Consider the following 17,569-nt stretch of genomic DNA (forward strand, 5'->3'; position numbering starts at 1 on the left):
TAGAGGACTTGCAGCATGAGTGACAGCAGCCTGCGCCTGGTCTGGGTCTACCCGGACCTGCTCAGCACCTACGGCGACCAGGGCAACGTCCTCGTCGTCCAGCGCCGCGCCGAACAGCGCGGTCTCAGCGTCGAGCGCGTCGACGTCCGCAGCGACCAGCCGGTCCCCACCTCGGGCGACATCTACCTGATCGGCGGCGGCGAGGACCGTCCGCAGCGGCTCGCGGCCGAGCGGCTGCGGCGGGACGGCGGCCTGAGCCGGGCCGCCTCCAACGGCGCGATCATCTTCTCGGTCTGCGCCGGGTACCAGATCCTGGGCCACGAGTTCATCAACGACCTCGGCGAGCGCGAGCCCGGCCTCGGGCTCATCGACGTGATCTCGACCCGCGGCGAGGGCGCCCGCTGCGTCGGCGACGTCCTCGCGGACATCGACCCGCGCCTGGGCCTCCCCCAGCTGACCGGGTTCGAGAACCACCAGGGCATCACCCATCTCGGCCCGACGGCCCGGCCGTTCGCCCGGACCGTCTACGGCAACGGCAACGGGACCGGCGACGGCACCGAGGGCGCGTACAACGACACCGTCTTCGGCACGTACATGCACGGCCCCGTCATGGCGCGCAACCCGCAGATCGCGGACCTGCTCCTGAAGCTGGCCCTCGACGTGAACGCGCTGCCGCCGACCGACGACCGCTGGTACGAGGCGCTGCGCGCCGAGCGCATCGCGGCGGCGAGCCAGCCCGCCTGAGTCAGCCCCGGGGCCTTTGTTGGCCCCTCGTACGAACGTACGTTGTCCACTGTGCGGACATCCGGTTCGGCCCCGCCACCCTGCGGCGATAGGGTGGCGGGGATCCAGCCGGACGACGTGGTCCGGGAGTCGGCCCACGTTGCAAAGGTTTTTGGGCTATGCGCATTGGCGTGCTCACCTCCGGCGGAGACTGCCCCGGTCTGAACGCTGTCATCCGTTCCGTCGTGCACCGCGCCGTCGTCGATCACGGCGACGAGGTCATCGGCTTCCACGACGGGTGGAAGGGCCTCCTGGAGTGCGACTACCGGAAGCTCGACCTCGACGCGGTGGGCGGCATCCTGGCCCGCGGCGGCACCATCCTCGGCTCCTCGCGGGTCCAGCCCGCGCACCTCGTCGGCGGCGTCGAGCGGGCCAAGGGCCACGTCGCCGACCTCGGCCTCGACGCGATCATCCCGATCGGCGGCGAGGGCACCCTCAAGGCGGCGAACCTGCTCTCCGAGGCGGGGCTCCCGATCGTCGGCGTCCCGAAGACGATCGACAACGACATCGCCTCCACCGACGTCACCTTCGGCTTCGACACGGCCGTCACCGTCGCCACCGAGGCCCTCGACCGGCTGAAGACCACCGCCGAGTCGCACCAGCGCGTCCTGGTCGTCGAGGTCATGGGCCGTCACACCGGCTGGATAGCGCTGCACTCCGGCATGGCCGCCGGCGCGCACGCGGTGGTCGTCCCCGAGCGCCCCTTCGACATCGACGAGCTGACCTCCCGGGTCGGCGAGCGCTTCGAGGCCGGCAAGCGGTTCGCGATCGTGGTCGTCGCCGAGGGCGCCAAGCCGCGCGAGGGCTCGATGGACTTCAAGACCGCCGGCACCGACATCTACGGCCACGAGCGCTTCACCGGCATCGCCAACCAGCTCTCCGTCGAGCTGGAGCGGCGCCTCGGCAAGGAGGCCCGCCCGGTCATCCTCGGCCACGTCCAGCGCGGCGGCACCCCCACCGCGTACGACCGCGTCCTCGCGACCCGCTTCGGCTGGCACGCCGTCGAGGCGGCGCACCGCGGCGAGTTCGGCATGCTGACGGCGCTGCGCGGCACGGAGATCACGATGGTGCCGCTGGCCCGGGCCGTGGAGACCCTCAAGACGGTCCCGTCCGACCGGTACGACGAGGCGGAGTGCGTGCTCTGACGACTCCCGTACGTCACCACCGCCCCCGGTCGCAGTCGCGGCCGGGGGCGGTTCTAGTCTGGTGCGGACAACAAGCGCGAATCGGGCTCCAGGAGTGTACGGATGGATCACAGCGGGCACGGCATGACGATGGATCTGCCGCCGTTCACGCTGGGGCGGGGCCTCGAGTTCTCTCCCGACCTCTTCTTCCTGATCGGATGCCTGACGGCACTCGGTCTGTACGGGTGGGGCGTGGCGCGGCTGCGGCGGCGCGGTGACGCGTGGCCGGTCAGCCGGACGGTGTTCTTCACGGTCGGCGTGCTGACGGTCGCCCTGGTGATGTGCACCAAGCTCAACGACTACGGCATGGTCATGTTCAGCGTGCACATGGTGCAGCACATGGTGATCTCCATGCTGTCGCCGATCCTGCTGCTGCTCGGCGCGCCGGTGACCCTCGCGCTGCGGGCGCTGCCGGTGGCGGGTCGGGGCTCGACGGGGCCGCGCGAGCTGCTCCTGAAGCTGCTGCACAGCCGGTACATGAAGGTGATCACGCACCCGGCGTTCACCATCTCCATGTTCATCGCGAGCCTGTACGCGCTGTACTTCTCCCCGCTCTTCGACTTCCTGATGGGGTCCAAGGCCGGGCACATCGGCATGATGGTGCACTTCCTCATGGTGGGCCTGGTCTTCTTCTGGCCGATCATGGGCGTGGACCCGGGCCCGCACCGGCCGGGGTACGTGATGCGGATGCTGGAGCTGTTCGCGGGCATGCCGTTCCACGCGTTCTTCGGCATCGCGATGATGATGGCGACCCAGCCGCTGGTGGAGTCGTACAAGAACCCGCCGGCCTCGCTCGGGATCGACGCCCTCGCCGACCAGAACGCCGCGGGCGGCATCGCCTGGGCGTTCAGCGAGATCCCGTCCGTGCTCGTCCTGATCGCGCTGGTCTACCAGTGGTACCACTCCGAGCAGCGGCAGGCCGTCCGCAAGGACCGGGCCGCCGACCGGGACGGCGACAAGGAGCTGGAGGCGTACAACGCGTATCTGGCGAGTCTGCAGACGCGGAGTCGCTGACCTTCGGATCCAACATCCAGGATCCAGAATCCGAATTCAGAATCTTGGATCCGAATCCAGGATTTTGGATCCACGGTCCCCCTTTCGGGCCCGGTGCCGCCTGCGGCGCCGGGCCCGTCCGCGTTCCGGCGCACGCCGGAGCGTCCGGGGAGTAGCGCGCGCCCCTCTCGCGGGGCCACGATGGGACGGGCGGCTTCCGCGTCCCCGGTCGGGAGGAGGGCGGGCCGATGTCCGGTCCCACGAAGACGATGACGGTGCTCACCTGCGCGGCGCTGTTGCTGACGACGGCCTACACGGTGGCGCTCGGCAGCAGCGGCTGGCTCTGGTTCGGCCTGGTGGTGCTGGTCGTGGCGACGATCGGGATGGCGGCGGCGGACAGCACCGTGCCGCCCGCTCCCCGGCCCCGCCCGCCGGGTCCCACGGCGCCCTGAGGACCTGGCGCGGGACCAGGACGATCCAGACCTAGCGCGGGGCCAGGACGATCCAGACCTGGCCCGGTGCGAAGGGCAGGGGTGCTCCGCCGGGGGTGGTGAAGGTGGTGCCGGAGGAGGGCGAGGGGCGGGACCAGCGGGCCTCGTGGGCGCGGCCGTCGCGCAGGACGAGCGCGGTGCCGCTGCCGACGGTCTCGCTGTACGGGGAGACCGAACCGAACCGGTCGTGGAACCGGGAGGGGCGGATGGTCACGCGCTGGACGACGACCGTCTCCGGGGTGAGCGGGCCCGTGTCGGTGGCGCGGGCCTCGCGGCCGTCCATGGCCACCCGCCAGGCCCGGTCGGCGGCGGACCAGGTGAAGGTGTAGCGGGCGGCCGGGTAGCGGACGGTCGAGGTCGTGACGGGGGTGCCGCCGGCCGGGTCGGGGCCGAAGCGGAAGCCGATGTCCCGGGGTTCGCCGGCGCCCGGGGCGGCGGCGAGGGCGCGGCCGGGCCGCAGGTAGAGGTTGTGCGGGGCGGGTCGGTCCGGTGAGCGCAGGAAGGCCCGGGGCGCGCTGCTCTCGGTGAGGAGGTGGAGCGGCGCGGCCCGGAGGAGCGGGGTCAGGGCGGTCTGGGCGCCGGAGTAGGCGAGGGCGGGGCGGCCGAAGTCGCCGAGGAGGGCGATGTCGGACTCGCGGGCGCTGCGGACGGGGCCGGTGAGGTCGGGGAGGCGGGAGGAGTAGACGGCCATGAGCCGGGTGACTCCGCCCTCGACCTGTTCGACGTAGACGAGGTCGGCCCTGCCGAGTCCGGTGTGGGGGCGGGCCGCGGGCACGTTGTCGAGCTTGACGGCCAGGACGGGGGCGGGCTTCGCGGGCAGCCCGGTGAAGGGCGAGGTGCCGGTGGGCGGGGTGGCGGGCGCGGTCGTCGGCGCGGTCGTCGGCGTCGGCGTGGGGCTCGGCTCCGAGGGGCCCGAGCCGGAGCAGCCGTAGAGCCCGGCCGCCGTCAGCGCGCACAGCAGCGCGGTGAGGACGCGGCCGGGGCGCCTGGAGGATGCCTTGACCCCGTGCTCGCCCGTCATGTGACGCTCCCCCACCAGTGGACCACGGGCCCGCGCGGGGATACAACGGGGCGTGACGGACGAAGAACGGGGGTCAGGGTGTTCTACCGGCTGATGAAGTACGTCCTGATAGGACCGCTCCTCAGGCTGCTGTTCCGGCCGCGGATCGAGGGGCTGGAGCACGTCCCGGAGGAGGGGGCCGCGATCGTCGCGGGCAATCACCTCTCCTTCTCCGACCATTTCCTGATGCCGGCGGTCCTGGACCGGCGCATCACCTTCCTCGCGAAGCAGGAGTACTTCACGGGCCCGGGTCTCAAGGGCCGGCTCACGGCCGCCTTCTTCCGGGCCGCCGGGCAGATCCCGGTGGACCGGTCGGGGAAGGAGGCCGGGCAGGCGGCGATCCGGGAGGGGCTCGGTGTCCTCGGCCGCGGGGAGCTCCTGGGGATCTATCCCGAGGGGACGCGTTCGCACGACGGGCGGCTGTACAAGGGCAAGGTGGGGGTGGCGGTGATGGCGCTGACCGCCGGGGTCCCGGTGGTGCCGTGCGCGATGGTGGGGACCTTCGAGATCCAGCCGCCGGGGAAGGTCGTACCGAGGATCCGCCGGGTCACCATCCGCTTCGGGGAGCCGCTGGACTTCTCCCGGTTCGCGGGGGCGGCGGGCGAGAGGGCCGTGGTCCGCGCGGTGACGGACGAGATCATGTACGAGATCCTGCGCCTGTCGGGCCAGGAGTACGTGGACGAGTACGCGGCGGTGGTCAAGGCAGCGGGTGCGGACGCAGGACCATGAGCGGGCCCTCCGGGGTCGCCACCATGGCGAAGGGGAAGCGGTCGACCTCCAGGCAGAGCGCGACGTCGTCGGGGTGGACTCCCTCGCGCACCCCCTGCGCCAGCTCGGCGGCGGCGCGCGAACCGGCGGCGCGGCGGAGGAACCCGGCGGCGTCCGTCCCGGCCCCGCCGGCCCTCCCGGCGATGTACTGGGCGCATGCCAGGTCCTCGTCGGCCCGCCCGTCCTCGCCGGTGACCACGAACGTGACGGCGTCGCTCCCGCGGGTCCGCAGGAGCCGGGCCGTGGCCTCCGCCACCACGAAGCCGGCGCACAGCACCAGCGACGCGTCCTTGACCGCGAGGGCGCCGACCGTGCCCGCCGTGGTCTTCTGCACGACGGTCCGTCCGGCGAGGTCGGCGGAGCGGAGCATGCCCGGCGAGTTGACCAGGTCGAACCCGGGCGCGGGCGGGCCGTCCTTGAGGGCCGCCCAGTCCGGGTGGCGGGCCTTGAGCTCCAGGGCCTCGTCGAGCGACTCGGCGAGGACGATCTTCTCGGCCCCCCGGGCGAAGGCCCAGGCGGCCACGGTGTACGCGCGCATGACGTCGACGACGACGGCCACGGACGGGGTCTCGGTCAGTTCGCTGATGGCGAGGAATCGGGCGTCCATGCCGTTCATGATCACGCGTGCCCGGCCCGGGCGCGGGAGAGTGCGCCGAGAGCGGATCCGCGCAGGGCGCAATCCCCTGGGCCGCCACTCAACTCGCCTCTAGCGTCGCCCACATGACCAAGGGAAACGCGTTCGTGCTGGGTGCGACGGGACAGGTGGGGCGGGCGGCCGTGCGGGCGCTCGTCGCGGACGGCTGGGAGGTGACGGCCGCCTCGCGGGGCGGTGCCAGGGACGAGGAGTGGCCGGAGGAGGTCCGGTCGGTGGGGCTCGACCGGAACGAGGAGGGCGCGCTGGCCTCGGCGCTCGGCGAGGGCACCGACGTCCTGGTGGACATGGCGGCGTACGACGCCGGGCACGCCGCCCAGCTGACCGGGCTCGCGGACCGGATCGGCTCGGCGGTGGTGATCTCCAGCGGTGCGGTGTACGAGGACGAGCAGGGCCGCAGCTTCGACACCCAGGACCGGCCGGACGGCTTCCCGCGCTATCCGGTGCCGATCCCGGAGTCGCTGGCGACGGTGGCCCCGGGCCCGGAGACGTACGGCACCCGGAAGGTCGCCCTGGAGCGGGCGCTGACGGCGGCCGGGGAGCCGCTGCCGACGACGCTGCTGCGCGCGGGCGCGATCCACGGCCCGCACTGCCGGTCGCCGCGCGAGCTGTTCTTCGTGAAGCGGGCGCTCGACCGGCGGCCGGTGCGGGTGCTCGCGTACGGCGGCCTGTCGCAGTTCCATCCGTCGCACGTGGACAACCTGGCCGAGCTGATCCGGCTGGCGGCGGCGAATCCGGGCACGCGGGTGCTGAACGCCGCCGATCCCGAGGTGCCGACGGTCGCGGAGATCTCCGCGGCGGTGGACGCGGTCGTGGGCGTGGAGAGCGAGCTGGTGCTCGTGGACGGGCCGCCGCCGGTGGGCGTCGTGGGCGAGACGCCGTGGGGCCTGGACGCGCCGATCGTGTACGACATGACGGCGGCGGAGCGGGAGTTGGGCTACCGGCCGGTGGTGCGGTACGCGGAGTCGCTGCCGGCGACGGTGGAGTGGCTGGCGGGGCGGCTCGCGGGCCGGGGATGGCTGGAGGCGTTCCCGAACCTCGCCAAGTACGGGCAGGACTGGTTCGACTACGCGGCCGAGGACGCCTGGCTCGCCTCGCGCTGACGCACGGAGGGGCGGCCGCCCGATGGCGACCGCCCCTCTTCGACGTGGTGCGGGTGTTACGGCTTGGGCGTGGCGTGCGGCTCGCACGTCACGTCCTGGCTGTCCACCTCACCGGTGAGCAGGTACGTCTCGACCTTCGGGTTGATGCAGGGGTTCACCAGACCGGTGACGCCGTGCGAACCCGCGTTCTTCTCGGTGATGAGACGCGAGCCCTTGAAGCGCTTGTGCAGCTCGACCGCGCCGGCGTACGGCGTCGCCGCGTCACGCTCGGACTGGACGATGAGCACCGGCGGCAGGCCCTTGCCGGTCTTGACCTGGGTCGGCTTCTGCTGCGGCGCGGACCAGGTGGCGCACGGCAGGTTCATCCAGGCGTTCGACCAGGTCATGAACGGGTACTTCTCGTGCAGGGCCGAGTTGTCCCGGTCCCACCGGTTCCAGTTCGTCGGCCACGCCGAGTCGGCGCACTCGACGGCGGTGTAGACGGCGTTGCCGTTCTCCGACGCGATGTTGCCGGCGGTGTCCGTGAGGTCCGCGGCGGCACCGTCGATCAGCGGCTGCGGGTCACCCGCGGCGTAGGCGCTCCAGGCCTGGGCGACCGGGGCCCACGAGGAGTCGTAGTACGGCGCGCTCTGGAAGAAGCCGATGAGCTCGGCCGGACCGACCTTGCCGCCCAGGGGCGCCTTCTTGGCCGCGGCGCGCAGGGTCACCCACTGCTGCTGGACCTTCTCCAGGGTGTCGCCAAGGTGGTAGGTGGCGTCGTTCTGGGCGACCCAGTTCATCCAGTCCTTGAGGCGACCCTCGAAGGCGATGTCCTGCTCCAGGTTGGCCTGGTACCAGATGTTGCTCTTCGCCGGGTTGACCACGCTGTCGACGATCATGCGGCGCACGTGGTTCGGGTACAGCGTGCCGTAGACGGCGCCCAGGTAGGTGCCGTAGGAGACGCCGATGAAGTTGAGCTTCTTCTCGCCGAGGGCGGCCCGGATGACGTCGAGGTCACGGGCGGTGTTGCGCGTCGTCATGTAGGGCAGCATGTCGCCGCTCTTCTCGGCGCAGCCCTTGGCGTAGTCGGCCGCCAGCTTGCGCTGGGCGAGCTTGTCCGCCTCGGTGTCCGGGACCGGGTCGAGCTTCGGGCCCTTGACGAAGTCGGTCGGGTCGACGCAGGAGATGGGCGCCGAGTGGCCGACACCGCGCGGGTCGAAGCCCACGAAGTCGTACGCCTTCGCGGTGTTCACCCAGAGCGGGTTCTTGGTGGTGACCCGGCGCGGGAAGCGCAGGCCGGAGCCGCCGGGGCCGCCCGGGTTGTAGAGCAGCGCGCCCTGGCGCTCGGCGGGCGTGCCGGTGGACACGGCGCGGTCCACCGCGAGCTTGATCTTCTTGCCGTAGGGCTTGGCGTAGTCGACCGGGACGGTGACCCAGCCGCACTGGATGGGCTTGGCGAAGCCCCAGTCGGCCGGGCAGTCCTGCCAGTCGATGCCGGCCTTCGCGGCCTCGGCGGCGGCGATGGTCGCGCCGCGCGCCTCGTCGTCACGGTCCTGACCGGTGACGGCACCGGCCGTAGGCGCCGCGAGCGCGGTCGCCATGAGCGTGCCCGCTATCAGAGTGCCGGCCGAGCCGAGCACTGCTGTGCGTCTCAATGGTCCTCCCCCAGAAGGAGTCTGTGTGTCCGGGGGATCCTTTCGTTTCCGGAGCTCAGAACGAAAGGTCGTACACGTGTTTCTTTACCTAACCAATAACCGGTGACAGGTGTACCGCTGAGCGGTGAACGATCGGAGACGGTCAGAACAGGGCGAATGCGGACAGGGCTTCGTCGAGGAGCCGGCGCAGCGCGAGCGCGTCGGGGGCGACGGCGGTGACGAGGGCGGCGGGCCCGGCGAGCGGACTCACCACGGCGTTCTCCCCGTACAGCCGCGCTTCCACCGGCTCCTTCCCGAAGGCCGGGTCGACGACGAGGAGTTGCCCGGTGGCCCGGTGACCGCCGAGGACCGCGCCGCCGTCCCAGCCGCCGGGCGCGCCGGGTCCGAGGGCCAGCTCCTGGTCGAGCAGGGGGCGGCCGGCGCGGCGGACGGTGAGGCGGGTGGTGAGGGTGCCGGGCCCCTCGCCGTGCCGGCCGAGCACCTGCTCCTCGCGGAGGACGAGCCGTGCCGTGGGCGCGAGGTCGACGGTGGTGCGCATCCGCAGGTGCGAGCCGGCGGCGGAGACGAGCTGCTCGGGCAGCCAGTGGAGCACCCCGTCCTCGCCGACGGAGATCCGCACGTCGTACGCGGCGGGTTCGGCGCTCCGGCCGGGGAGGGCCAGGGTGGCGGCGGCCGAGTCGACCAGGAGCCGGGCCCCGTCCCGTACCTCGGTCTCGATCGCGAGCCGGTCGCCGCCGAGCGGGGCGCTCATCGCCCCGACGACGGTGACCCGGGTGTACGGTCCGGCGGCCCGGGTGCGGCGCAGGGCGAGGGGGCCGTCGCTCACCAGGAGCGGCAGTCCGCCGTCGGCGTCGGCCGCGATCCGGGCGGTGGCGCGCAGGCTCACGCGGTCCACGCCGCGAGCTGCGCCCGGACCCAGTCGGCGACGGGCGCGACGCCGTTCTCGCCGCGCAGGGAGGTGAAGGCGACGGGCAGTTCGCCGCGCTGCTCCTTGGCGTCGCGGGCCATCCGCTCCAGGTCGGAGCCGACGTGCGGGGCGAGGTCGGTCTTGTTGACGACGAGGAGGTCGGCGGTGGTGACGCCGGGGCCGCCCTTGCGGGGGATGTCGTCGCCGCCGGCGACGTCGATGACGAAGATCTGGGCGTCGACGAGCCCCTTGGAGAAGGTGGCGGTGAGGTTGTCGCCGCCGGACTCGACGAGGATCAGGTCGAGCGGCCCGACGCTGTCCTCGAGCTCTTCGACGGCTTCGAGGTTGGCGGAGATGTCGTCGCGGATGGCGGTGTGCGGGCAGGCGCCGGTCTCCACGGCCTGGATGCGCTCGGGCGGCAGGACGGCGTTGCGGAGGAGGAACTCGGCGTCCTCACGGGTGTAGATGTCGTTGGTGACGACGGCGAGGGAGAGGGTGTCGCGCAGCTCGCGGCAGAGGGCGGCGACGGTGGCGGTCTTGCCGGAGCCGACCGGTCCGCCGAGTCCGATGCGCAGGGCGCGGCGGGTGCCGTCGGGGCGGTGGGCGTCGGCGGAGACGGCGCCGTGGTGGGTGTGGGCGTGGTCGAGGTGCATGGGGGACTCCACGTTGTTCAGGAGGCGAAGAGGCGGACGGGCCAGGCCGCGTGCTGCTCGGCGGTGAGGTCGAGCAGCGGGGCGGAGGCGGCGGGCAGGGCGTCGACGCCCTGCCGGGCGGCCTCGGCGGCACGCTCGGCGACCCGGTCCATCTCGGGGGCGAGGCGGGCGAGGACGGCGGTGGCCTGGTAGGGGTCGAGGCTGAGGAGGCGTACGGCCGCGGTCGCCGGGCCGCCGACCGTCTCGTACGCGACGCAGTGCGCCGCGTCCTCGGGGCCGAGTCCGGCGGCGCGGGCGGCGGTGCCGAGGACGACGGGCTGGTGGGCGCCGCGCGGGAACGCGGCGGCGAGCGCGTCGAGTTCGGGGCTCGGCCAGGTGGCGCGGGCGGCCCGCATCAGCTGGCGGCCGAGCTTGCGGGCGGCGGCGCGCAGGGCCTCGGAGGGGGTGCGGGCGTCGGCCGCCGCGTCGAGCTCGTACGGGTCGAGTCCGTGCGCGGCCCCGGCGGCGAGCGCCGCCGAGGTGAGGCCCGTGGTGTGCAGGCGGCCCCGGCAGAAGGCCTCCAGGCCGGCGGCGTCCTTGATGCGGCCGGCCTTGACGGCGGCCTCGGCGCCGCCGGAGTGGGCGTGCCCGCCGGCGGGGAAGCGCCCGTCGGCGAGCACGAGGAGGGCTGAGCGCGACATCAGAAGAGGAAGTAGCGCTGGGCCATGGGCAGTTCGGCGGCGGGGGCCGGTTCGACCGTCTCGCCGTCGATGGTCACCGAGAAGGTGTCGGCGTCGACCTCGACCCGGGGCAGGGCGTCGTTCTCGCGCATGTCGGCCTTGGTGACCCGCCGGGTGGAGCCGATGGCGGCGAACTCCTTGTGCAGGCCGAGCTTCCGGGGCAGGTCGTCCTCGATCGCCGCCTGGGCGACGAAGTTGACCGAACCGGCCGCGGCGGCACGGCCGAGCGCGCCGAACATCGGGCGGGGCAGTACCGGCTGGGGCGTGGGGATGGAGGCGTTGGCGTCGCCCATCTGCGCGTACGCGATCTGGCCGCCCTTGACGACGACGAGCGGCTTCACGCCGAAGAAGGCGGGCTCCCAGAGGACCAGGTCGGCGAGCTTGCCGGGCTCGACCGAGCCGATGAGGTGGCCCATGCCCTGGGCGACGGCCGGGTTGATCGTGTACTTGGCGACGTAGCGGCGGGCCCGGTGGTTGTCGGCGGCCCCGTCGCCGGGCAGGGCGCCGCGTCGCTTCTTCATGACGTGGGCGGTCTGCCAGGTCCGCATGATCACCTCGCCGATGCGGCCCATGGCCTGGGAGTCGGAGGAGATGATCGAGATGGCGCCCAGGTCGTGGAGGACGTCCTCGGCGGCGATGGTGGAGGGCCGGATGCGGGACTCCGCGAAGGCGAGGTCCTCGGGGACGGCCGGGTTGAGGTGGTGGCAGACCATCAGCATGTCGAGGTGTTCCTCGATGGTGTTGACGGTGTGCGGCCGGGTCGGGTTGGTGGAGCTGGGCAGGACGTACGGCTCGGAGACCACCGTGATGATGTCGGGGGCGTGCCCGCCTCCGGCGCCTTCCGTGTGGTACGCGTGGATGGTGCGTCCGGCGATGGCGGCGAGGGTGTCGCCGACGAAGCCCGCCTCGTTCAGGGTGTCGGTGTGGATGGCGAGCTGGGCGCCCGTCTCCTCGCACACGCTCAGGCAGGCGTCGATGACGGCGGGGGTGGCTCCCCAGTCCTCGTGGATCTTGAAGCCGAGCGCGCCGCCGCGCAGCTGGGAGTGCATCGCCTCCCGGGACATCGTGTTGCCCTTGCCGAGCAGGCCGATGTTGACCGGGAAGGTGTCCAGGGCCTCGAACATCCGGGCCATGTGCCAGGGGCCGGGCGTGATCGTGGTCGCCTTGGTGCCCTCGGCCGGCCCGGTGCCGCCGCCGACGAGGGTGGTGACGCCGGTGGCGAGGGCCTGCTCGACGACGGTCGGCGAGATGAAGTGGACGTGGGTGTCGACGGCGCCGGCGGTGACGATGCGGCCGTTGCCGACGATGATCTCGGTCTCGGGGCCGATGACGAGGTCGGGGTGGACGCCGTCCATGGTGTCGGGGTTGCCGGCCTTGCCGAGGGCGGTGATGCGGCCGTCCCGGATGCCGATGTCGGCCTTGACGACGCCCCAGTGGTCGATGACGACGGCGCCGGTGATGACGGTGTCGGGGGCGCCCTCGGCGCGGGTGGTGCGGGCCTGCCCCATGGACTCGCGGACGACCTTGCCGCCGCCGAAGACGGCTTCCTCGCCGGCGCGGCCGGGGCCGCCGCAGCGGTCCTCCTCGATCTCGACGAGGAGGTCGGTGTCGGCGAGGCGGATGCGGTCGCCGGTGGTCGGGCCGAAGAGGTCGGCGTAGACGGCGCGGTGGAGGTCAGGCACGGTCGCCGTCCTTCGTCTCTGCGGTGTCGAGGGGGCCGGCGGTCTCGCCGCGCAGGCCGGGCACGACGCGGCGGCCGGCGATCGGCACGAGTTCGACCTCGACGGGGATGCCGGGCTCGAAGCGGACGGCGGTGCCGGCGGCGATGTGCAGCCGCTTGCCGCGCGCGGCGGCACGGTCGAAGTCCAGGCCGGGGTTGACCTCGGCGAAGTGGTAGTGGGAGCCGACCTGGACGGGCCGGTCGGCGGCGTTGAGGACGGTCAGGCGGGTGACGGGGCGCCCCTCGTTGAGGGCGACGGGGCCGTCCGCGTACAGGATCTCTCCGGGAATCATCGGCGGCCGCCCGTCAGATGATGGGGTCGTGGACGGTGACGAGCTTGGTGCCGTCCGGGAAGGTGGCCTCGACCTGGACGTCGTGGATCATCTCCGGGATGCCGTCCATGACCTCCTCGCGGGTGAGCACCTTGCGCCCGGAGGCCATCAGCTCGGCGACGGTACGGCCGTCCCGGGCGCCTTCCAGGATGTGGGACGTGATGAGCGCGACGGCCTCGGGGTGGTTGAGCCGCACACCGCGGGCCCGGCGCTTCTCGGCCACGTCGGCCGCCACATGGATGAGCAGGCGCTCCTGCTCGTGCGGGCTCAGTTGCACTCTTCCACCTCACAGTCGTCGACCGGGACGGGACCCGGACAGCTGCGGACCCTACCGACCGTCAACACTCTGTTGAACTGCGGAAATGTGTCGAGCGGCCAGACATTGCACGTTAGGGCGGAAGTTTTTCCGGCTCGTTAACTACGGCTTTGCGATCTCATGATCATCGGATCGGGTCGGTGTTTCCGGACGCGGACATCGACATCAAGCCACGCAGACCGTCCTCCAGGACCTCGGCGGACACGTCCCCGAAGAGCGCCTGCTGGGCGATGAAGCCCTGGGCGGTGGCGATGAGGGTGCGTGCCACATGGTCGGAAGGGACGTCGGCGCGCAGGAGGCCGTTCTCGCGGTAGGCGGTGACCAGTTCCGTCCAGACGGCCCGCATCCCCTGGTAGCCCTCTTCGAGGGTCTCGGCGAGCCGCTCGTTGCGGAGCGTCTCCGTCCAGACCTGGATGATCAGACGCGCGAAGGCCTGCCGGTCGGCGCCTTCGATCCGCTCCTCCAGGAAGAGTCGGAGCACCGCGCCGAGGAGGACGTCGGGGGCGGGCGGCGGAGTGGTGCGGGCGGCCTCCTCGAAGGCGCCCCGGATCGAGGTGAAGGCCTCGGTCGCGATGGCCCCGATCAGCTCCTCCTTGCCGCGGAAGTAGCGGTAGACCGCACCCGCGGACAGCCCCGCCTCGGCGAGCACGTCCTGCATGGAGGTGGCGTGGAAGCCGTTGCGGGCGAAGCAGCGCGCGGCGCCGTCCAGGATCTGGCGGCGGCGGGCGTCGAGGTGTTCCTGGGAGACGCGTGCCATGACCAGAACCTAAAACGAATATTCATTCTTGACAACTTCGGGAGGGCGGCGCACGCTGGGGCCGAACGCAAAACGAACGATCCTTCTCTTTGAATCGAGGCCGCCATGCCCGCCGCCACCGGCCCCTCGGCCGCCCCCTCGGCCGCCGCGGGGCGCAGCATCCTCGCGGTGCTCCTCCTGATACCGGTCGTCGCCGCCCTCGCCCTCGCGGTCTTCGCCTGGCCCGCCGCGCGGATCGCGCCGCGCGAGCTGCCGATCGGCGTGGCCGGGCCCGCCGCCGCGGCCGACGCGGTCGAGCGGGGGCTCGGACGGCACGAGGGGGCCTTCGAGATCCACCGCTACGCGGACGCCGGCGCCGCCCGGGCCGCGATCGAGGAGCGCGAGGTGTACGGAGCCGTGGTCGCCGGCCCGAGCGGTACGGAACTCCTCACCGCCTCCGCCGGGAGCCCCGTCGTGGCCGGGCTGCTGCGCGAGGCGGTGACCGCGGGGGCCCCGGCGGGGGCGCCCGTCACGGTCACGGACGTCGTCGCCGCGCCCGCCGGCGACCCGCGCGGCGCGGTGCTCGGCGCGAGCCTGCTCCCCCTGGCCCTCGTCGGTGCGGCCGCGGGGGTCGTCACCGTCCTGCTCGGCCTGCGCGGAGCCCGGGCGGTCGCGGCCCTGGTGGGCGCGTCGGCGCTCGCGGGGCTCGTGGCCACGGCGCTCGCCGACAGCTGGCTCGGCGCCCTGACCGGCGACTGGTGGGCCGAGGCCGGGGTCCTCGGGCTGGCCGTCCTGGCGATCGGCTCCGCCTTCGCGGGGCTCGCCACGCTCCTCGGCAAGCCCGGCTTCGGGCTCGGCGCCGCCCTGACGATCCTGCTCGGCAACGCGTTCTCGGGGATGTCGAGCGCGCCGGAGCTGCTGCCCACCGGAGTGGGCGCGCTCGGCCAGTGGCTGCCGCCGGGCGCCGCGGGCTCGGCCCTCCGCTCGGTCTCCGCCTTCGACGGCGCCGCGGCGGGCGGCCCGCTCCTCGTCCTCGCCCTCTGGGCGGCGGCGGGCCTGACCGCGACCGCGCTGGGCGCGCGGCGGCCCCGGGCCGAAGCGGCTCCCGCGCCGGCCCCGGTGCCGGTGGGCTGAGGCCCGTACCCGAAGACGGCCGCGCACCCCCGCCGTAGCGGACGGGGGTGCGCGGCTTTTCGCTCACACGCGCCCGTCAGGAGGCGCCGGGCTCGCGGTGGTGGGCGGCGATGCCGAAGCGGCGCTGTTCGCCGGGAGCGGAGTCGACCGGGTGAAGGCCGGAGAGGGAGCTGACCACCTGCTCGCCGGCGGGCTTCTCCGCCTCCTCCAATCGTTCCAGGTCGGCGGCGGAGACCAGGGCGACGAGCGGCTTCCCGTGGCGGGTGACGACGACGCGCTCACCGCCGTACACGACGCGGTTGATGAGGTCGGCGAGCTCAGCCCGCGCTTGCGTCACCGGGATCTCGTAGGTCATGCTGCCCATCTTACGGTCTGTACGTCCTGTACATTTTCTACAGACAGCTGCTGGAGGTGCTCAGCCATGGACGCCCGCTACGTTCTGCCCGAGTTCACGGAGCGGACCAGCTTCGGAACCCGGACCCTCGACCCGTACGCGAAGCTCCTCGAATCCCGGATCGTCTTCCTCGGCACACCGATCGACGAGACCTCGGCCAACGACGTCATCGCCCAGTTCCTGCACCTCGACCACGCCTCCCCCGGACAGGACATCGCGCTCTACATCAACTCCCCCGGCGGCTCGATCAGCGCCATGACCGCGATCCACGACACGATGCGGACGCTCTCCTGCGACGTGGAGACCACCTGTCTCGGCCAGGCCGGGTCCACCGCCGCCGTGCTGCTCGCCGCCGGAGCCCCCGGCAAGCGGCTCGTCCTGCCCGGCGCCCGGATCACCCTCCGGCAGCCCGCCATGGACGAACCCCTCCAGGGGCAGCCGAGCGACCTCGACATCCACGCGCGCGAACTCCTCCGGCTGCGCGCCCTGGTGGCCGGGATGCTCACCGAGTACACCGGGCAGGAGCGCGAGCGGATCGACTCCGACATCGACCGCCTCACCGTCCTGGACGCGCCGGCGGCCGTCGCGTACGGGCTCGTGGACCACGTGATCACGAGCCGGCGCGACGCCGGCGCGGCCCGGTGAGCCGGCCGTGGTGCCCGAGCTGCCGCCGCTGCCCGCGCTGACGCGGGCCGAGGGCGAGCTGATCGACGCCTACCTCGAAGTCGTCGACCTCCTTGGGAAGATCAACCCATCCAGGGGTACGCATACCTATGGGGCGCTGCGCGCGGCGCAGGCCCTGGTGGGACGTGCGGAGGCCTTGCGCGAGGCTCTGACGCTCATGCATATGCGGGGTGAGAGCGAGGTGCATGCGGAGACCCTGGCGCGCGCCCTGCGGGTGTTGGACGGGGAGCGGCGCGCCGATCGCGTCACCGTTCCCCGGGCACGGGCGAGTTGACATTCCGGCATGTCGTGTCGAGGTCCGGTCGGCCGACACGGATCGCAGAATCGCTCCCTCGTTCGGCGTAGTCGACGAGTCGACATATGTGCCGGGTGAGTTGCGCAACAGGTGTACGCATTTGGCGGAATGGGGCGTTCCACCCCTGGTGCGGGGCTCGTCGGCCCCACCTCAAGTGATCACGAAAGCACCCTGTCCACCCGATTGGATCAGTCGTGAGGAGCCTCACATATCGCCGTTTCAGCTCGGATTTCGCCCCGGGTGTGGGTCAAGATCCCTGTCGACGACAAGCCCCCGCCATCCGAGGCGGGGCGGTCCGGGCGGACGCCGAGTCCTGCCGCTGTCCCGGACGTCTGGTCGACAGGAGTGGATCGGCAGGAGTGGAGGACCCGAGCAGTACGGGACGTACGCGCTGTTTCTCGCAGCGGGGCCGTCCCTTGGGGTGAAGCCGCAACCGCGGCCGGGCATCTTCGCCAGCCCGAACCCGACAGGTCATCCTTCGCAGGCGGCTGACGAAGGGTTGCGCATGACTGCGCAGATGCACGTCCCGTCCCTGCTGTCCCGGGCCGGAGCCGTCTCGGCTCTCACCCTCGCCGCCGTCGGCGGCACGTTGCTCGCACCAGGTGCGGCACCCGAGGCCCAGGCAGCCACCACATACGCGAACAAGGCACTGAGCGTCGCCGCGTCCAAGAAGGGAGCCCCGTACCGGTACGGGAGCGCCGGACCCACCAGGTTCGACTGCTCCGGTCTGACGCTCTACGCGTACAAGCAGGCGGGCAAGTCGCTGCCCCGCACCGCGCAGCAGCAGTACAACAAGACCCGGCACATCTCCGCGTCCAGCAGACAGAAGGGGGACCTGGTCTTCTTCCACTCCGGCGGGAGCGTCTACCACGTGGGCATCTACGCCGGAAGCGGCAAGATCTGGCACTCGCCCAAGACGGGATCCTGGGTGAAGCTCGACAGGATCTGGACGTCGAAGGTCTACTACGGACGCGTCCGCTGACGCCCACCGGGCACTGAGCCCGCCCCAGG

Annotated in this window: 21 protein-coding genes and 1 riboswitch; of the genes, 10 read left to right on the top strand and 11 right to left on the bottom strand. The window is 72.5% G+C overall.

Annotated features, from left to right (window positions below; genetic code table 11):
• The first annotated feature begins 15 nt into the window (after positions 1-15).
• The 4 genes from ACH4TP_RS22200 (at position 16) to ACH4TP_RS22215 (ending at position 3,412) form a co-directional block, all read left to right on the top strand.
• Positions 16-744 carry a type 1 glutamine amidotransferase gene (locus ACH4TP_RS22200; protein WP_389229323.1) on the top strand — a complete coding sequence of 243 codons (729 nt, stop codon included), beginning with the start codon at positions 16-18 and terminating at the stop codon, positions 742-744.
• A gap of 158 nt (positions 745-902) precedes the next feature.
• On the top strand, positions 903-1,928 hold the full coding sequence (locus ACH4TP_RS22205; protein ID WP_389229326.1) for a 6-phosphofructokinase: 1,026 nt from the start codon (positions 903-905) through the stop codon (positions 1,926-1,928).
• Between the two features lie 102 nt (positions 1,929-2,030).
• The gene (locus ACH4TP_RS22210) at positions 2,031-2,981 is read left to right on the top strand and encodes a cytochrome c oxidase assembly protein (RefSeq protein ID WP_389229329.1); all 951 of its coding nucleotides are present in this window, start codon (positions 2,031-2,033) and stop codon (positions 2,979-2,981) included.
• Between the two features lie 227 nt (positions 2,982-3,208).
• A complete protein-coding gene (locus ACH4TP_RS22215; protein WP_389229718.1) occupies positions 3,209-3,412 on the top strand; it encodes a hypothetical protein in 204 nt (67 codons plus the stop codon).
• Positions 3,413-3,443: 31 nt separating this feature from the next.
• Here ACH4TP_RS22215 and ACH4TP_RS22220 read toward each other — a convergent pair whose 3' ends face one another.
• Complete coding sequence (locus tag ACH4TP_RS22220) at positions 3,444-4,472, bottom strand: DUF3048 domain-containing protein (protein ID WP_398438892.1); 1,029 nt, start codon at positions 4,470-4,472, stop codon at positions 3,444-3,446.
• Positions 4,473-4,550: 78 nt separating this feature from the next.
• Between ACH4TP_RS22220 and ACH4TP_RS22225 the strand changes: the two genes are divergently transcribed.
• Positions 4,551-5,240 carry a lysophospholipid acyltransferase family protein gene (locus ACH4TP_RS22225; protein ID WP_389229335.1) on the top strand — a complete coding sequence of 230 codons (690 nt, stop codon included), beginning with the start codon at positions 4,551-4,553 and terminating at the stop codon, positions 5,238-5,240.
• Here ACH4TP_RS22225 and ACH4TP_RS22230 read toward each other — a convergent pair.
• Positions 5,209-5,886: a 2-phosphosulfolactate phosphatase gene (locus ACH4TP_RS22230; RefSeq protein ID WP_398181989.1), complete on the bottom strand. Its 678-nt coding sequence runs from the start codon at positions 5,884-5,886 to the stop codon at positions 5,209-5,211. The two genes, ACH4TP_RS22225 and ACH4TP_RS22230, sit on opposite strands and share 32 nt — an antisense overlap.
• 113 nt (positions 5,887-5,999) lie before the next feature.
• Between ACH4TP_RS22230 and ACH4TP_RS22235 the strand changes: the two genes are divergently transcribed.
• Positions 6,000-7,034: an NAD-dependent epimerase/dehydratase family protein gene (locus tag ACH4TP_RS22235; RefSeq protein WP_398438893.1), complete on the top strand. Its 1,035-nt coding sequence runs from the start codon at positions 6,000-6,002 to the stop codon at positions 7,032-7,034.
• Positions 7,035-7,090: 56 nt separating this feature from the next.
• On the opposite strand, the gene ACH4TP_RS22240 is transcribed toward ACH4TP_RS22235, so the two are convergent.
• From ACH4TP_RS22240 to ACH4TP_RS22275, 8 genes are all read right to left on the bottom strand, one after another.
• Positions 7,091-8,668 carry an alpha/beta hydrolase gene (locus ACH4TP_RS22240; RefSeq protein WP_389229344.1) on the bottom strand — a complete coding sequence of 526 codons (1,578 nt, stop codon included), beginning with the start codon at positions 8,666-8,668 and terminating at the stop codon, positions 7,091-7,093.
• A 142-nt stretch (positions 8,669-8,810) separates the two neighbouring features.
• The gene (locus tag ACH4TP_RS22245) at positions 8,811-9,554 is read right to left on the bottom strand and encodes an urease accessory protein UreD (protein ID WP_389229703.1); all 744 of its coding nucleotides are present in this window, start codon (positions 9,552-9,554) and stop codon (positions 8,811-8,813) included.
• Complete coding sequence (gene ureG, locus ACH4TP_RS22250; protein WP_398181980.1) at positions 9,551-10,228, bottom strand: urease accessory protein UreG; 678 nt, start codon at positions 10,226-10,228, stop codon at positions 9,551-9,553. The genes ACH4TP_RS22245 and ureG overlap by 4 nt, the downstream gene beginning before the upstream one ends.
• 17 nt (positions 10,229-10,245) lie before the next feature.
• Positions 10,246-10,908, bottom strand: a complete 663-nt coding sequence (locus tag ACH4TP_RS22255) for an urease accessory protein UreF (protein ID WP_389229350.1) — start codon at positions 10,906-10,908, stop codon at positions 10,246-10,248.
• Positions 10,908-12,629, bottom strand: coding sequence for an urease subunit alpha (locus tag ACH4TP_RS22260; RefSeq protein WP_389229353.1), 1,722 nt, complete (start codon positions 12,627-12,629; stop codon positions 10,908-10,910). The genes ACH4TP_RS22255 and ACH4TP_RS22260 overlap by 1 nt, the downstream gene beginning before the upstream one ends.
• Positions 12,622-12,960, bottom strand: a complete 339-nt coding sequence (locus tag ACH4TP_RS22265) for an urease subunit beta (protein ID WP_389229356.1) — start codon at positions 12,958-12,960, stop codon at positions 12,622-12,624. Before ACH4TP_RS22265 ends, ACH4TP_RS22260 begins: the two co-directional genes overlap by 8 nt.
• A gap of 13 nt (positions 12,961-12,973) precedes the next feature.
• Complete coding sequence (locus ACH4TP_RS22270) at positions 12,974-13,276, bottom strand: urease subunit gamma (RefSeq protein ID WP_362658833.1); 303 nt, start codon at positions 13,274-13,276, stop codon at positions 12,974-12,976.
• A gap of 163 nt (positions 13,277-13,439) precedes the next feature.
• Complete coding sequence (locus ACH4TP_RS22275) at positions 13,440-14,072, bottom strand: TetR/AcrR family transcriptional regulator (RefSeq protein WP_398438894.1); 633 nt, start codon at positions 14,070-14,072, stop codon at positions 13,440-13,442.
• Positions 14,073-14,177: 105 nt separating this feature from the next.
• Here ACH4TP_RS22275 and ACH4TP_RS22280 point away from each other — a divergent pair, with 105 nt between their 5' ends.
• Positions 14,178-15,185, top strand: a complete 1,008-nt coding sequence (locus tag ACH4TP_RS22280) for an ABC transporter permease (protein ID WP_398438895.1) — start codon at positions 14,178-14,180, stop codon at positions 15,183-15,185.
• Positions 15,186-15,261: 76 nt separating this feature from the next.
• Here the strand turns inward: ACH4TP_RS22280 and ACH4TP_RS22285 are convergent, their stop codons facing one another.
• A complete protein-coding gene (locus tag ACH4TP_RS22285) occupies positions 15,262-15,540 on the bottom strand; it encodes a type II toxin-antitoxin system Phd/YefM family antitoxin (protein ID WP_389229365.1) in 279 nt (92 codons plus the stop codon).
• A gap of 66 nt (positions 15,541-15,606) precedes the next feature.
• On the opposite strand from ACH4TP_RS22285, the gene ACH4TP_RS22290 reads away from it, so the two are divergent.
• From ACH4TP_RS22290 to ACH4TP_RS22300, 3 genes are all read left to right on the top strand, one after another.
• Positions 15,607-16,224, top strand: a complete 618-nt coding sequence (locus ACH4TP_RS22290; RefSeq protein WP_389229368.1) for an ATP-dependent Clp protease proteolytic subunit — start codon at positions 15,607-15,609, stop codon at positions 16,222-16,224.
• A gap of 7 nt (positions 16,225-16,231) precedes the next feature.
• Positions 16,232-16,537 carry a hypothetical protein gene (locus ACH4TP_RS22295; RefSeq protein WP_398181965.1) on the top strand — a complete coding sequence of 102 codons (306 nt, stop codon included), beginning with the start codon at positions 16,232-16,234 and terminating at the stop codon, positions 16,535-16,537.
• A 400-nt stretch (positions 16,538-16,937) separates the two neighbouring features.
• Positions 16,938-17,061, top strand: a riboswitch (cyclic di-AMP (ydaO/yuaA leader).
• Between the two features lie 2 nt (positions 17,062-17,063).
• Positions 17,064-17,540 (top strand): C40 family peptidase, encoded by a 477-nt coding sequence (locus ACH4TP_RS22300; RefSeq protein ID WP_389229374.1) that lies wholly within the window; start codon positions 17,064-17,066, stop codon positions 17,538-17,540.
• Positions 17,541-17,569 lie beyond the last annotated feature (29 nt).

Origin of the sequence: Streptomyces sp. NPDC021012 (assembly GCF_044333355.1) — a bacterium.
Lineage (GTDB): Bacteria > Actinomycetota > Actinomycetes > Streptomycetales > Streptomycetaceae > Streptomyces.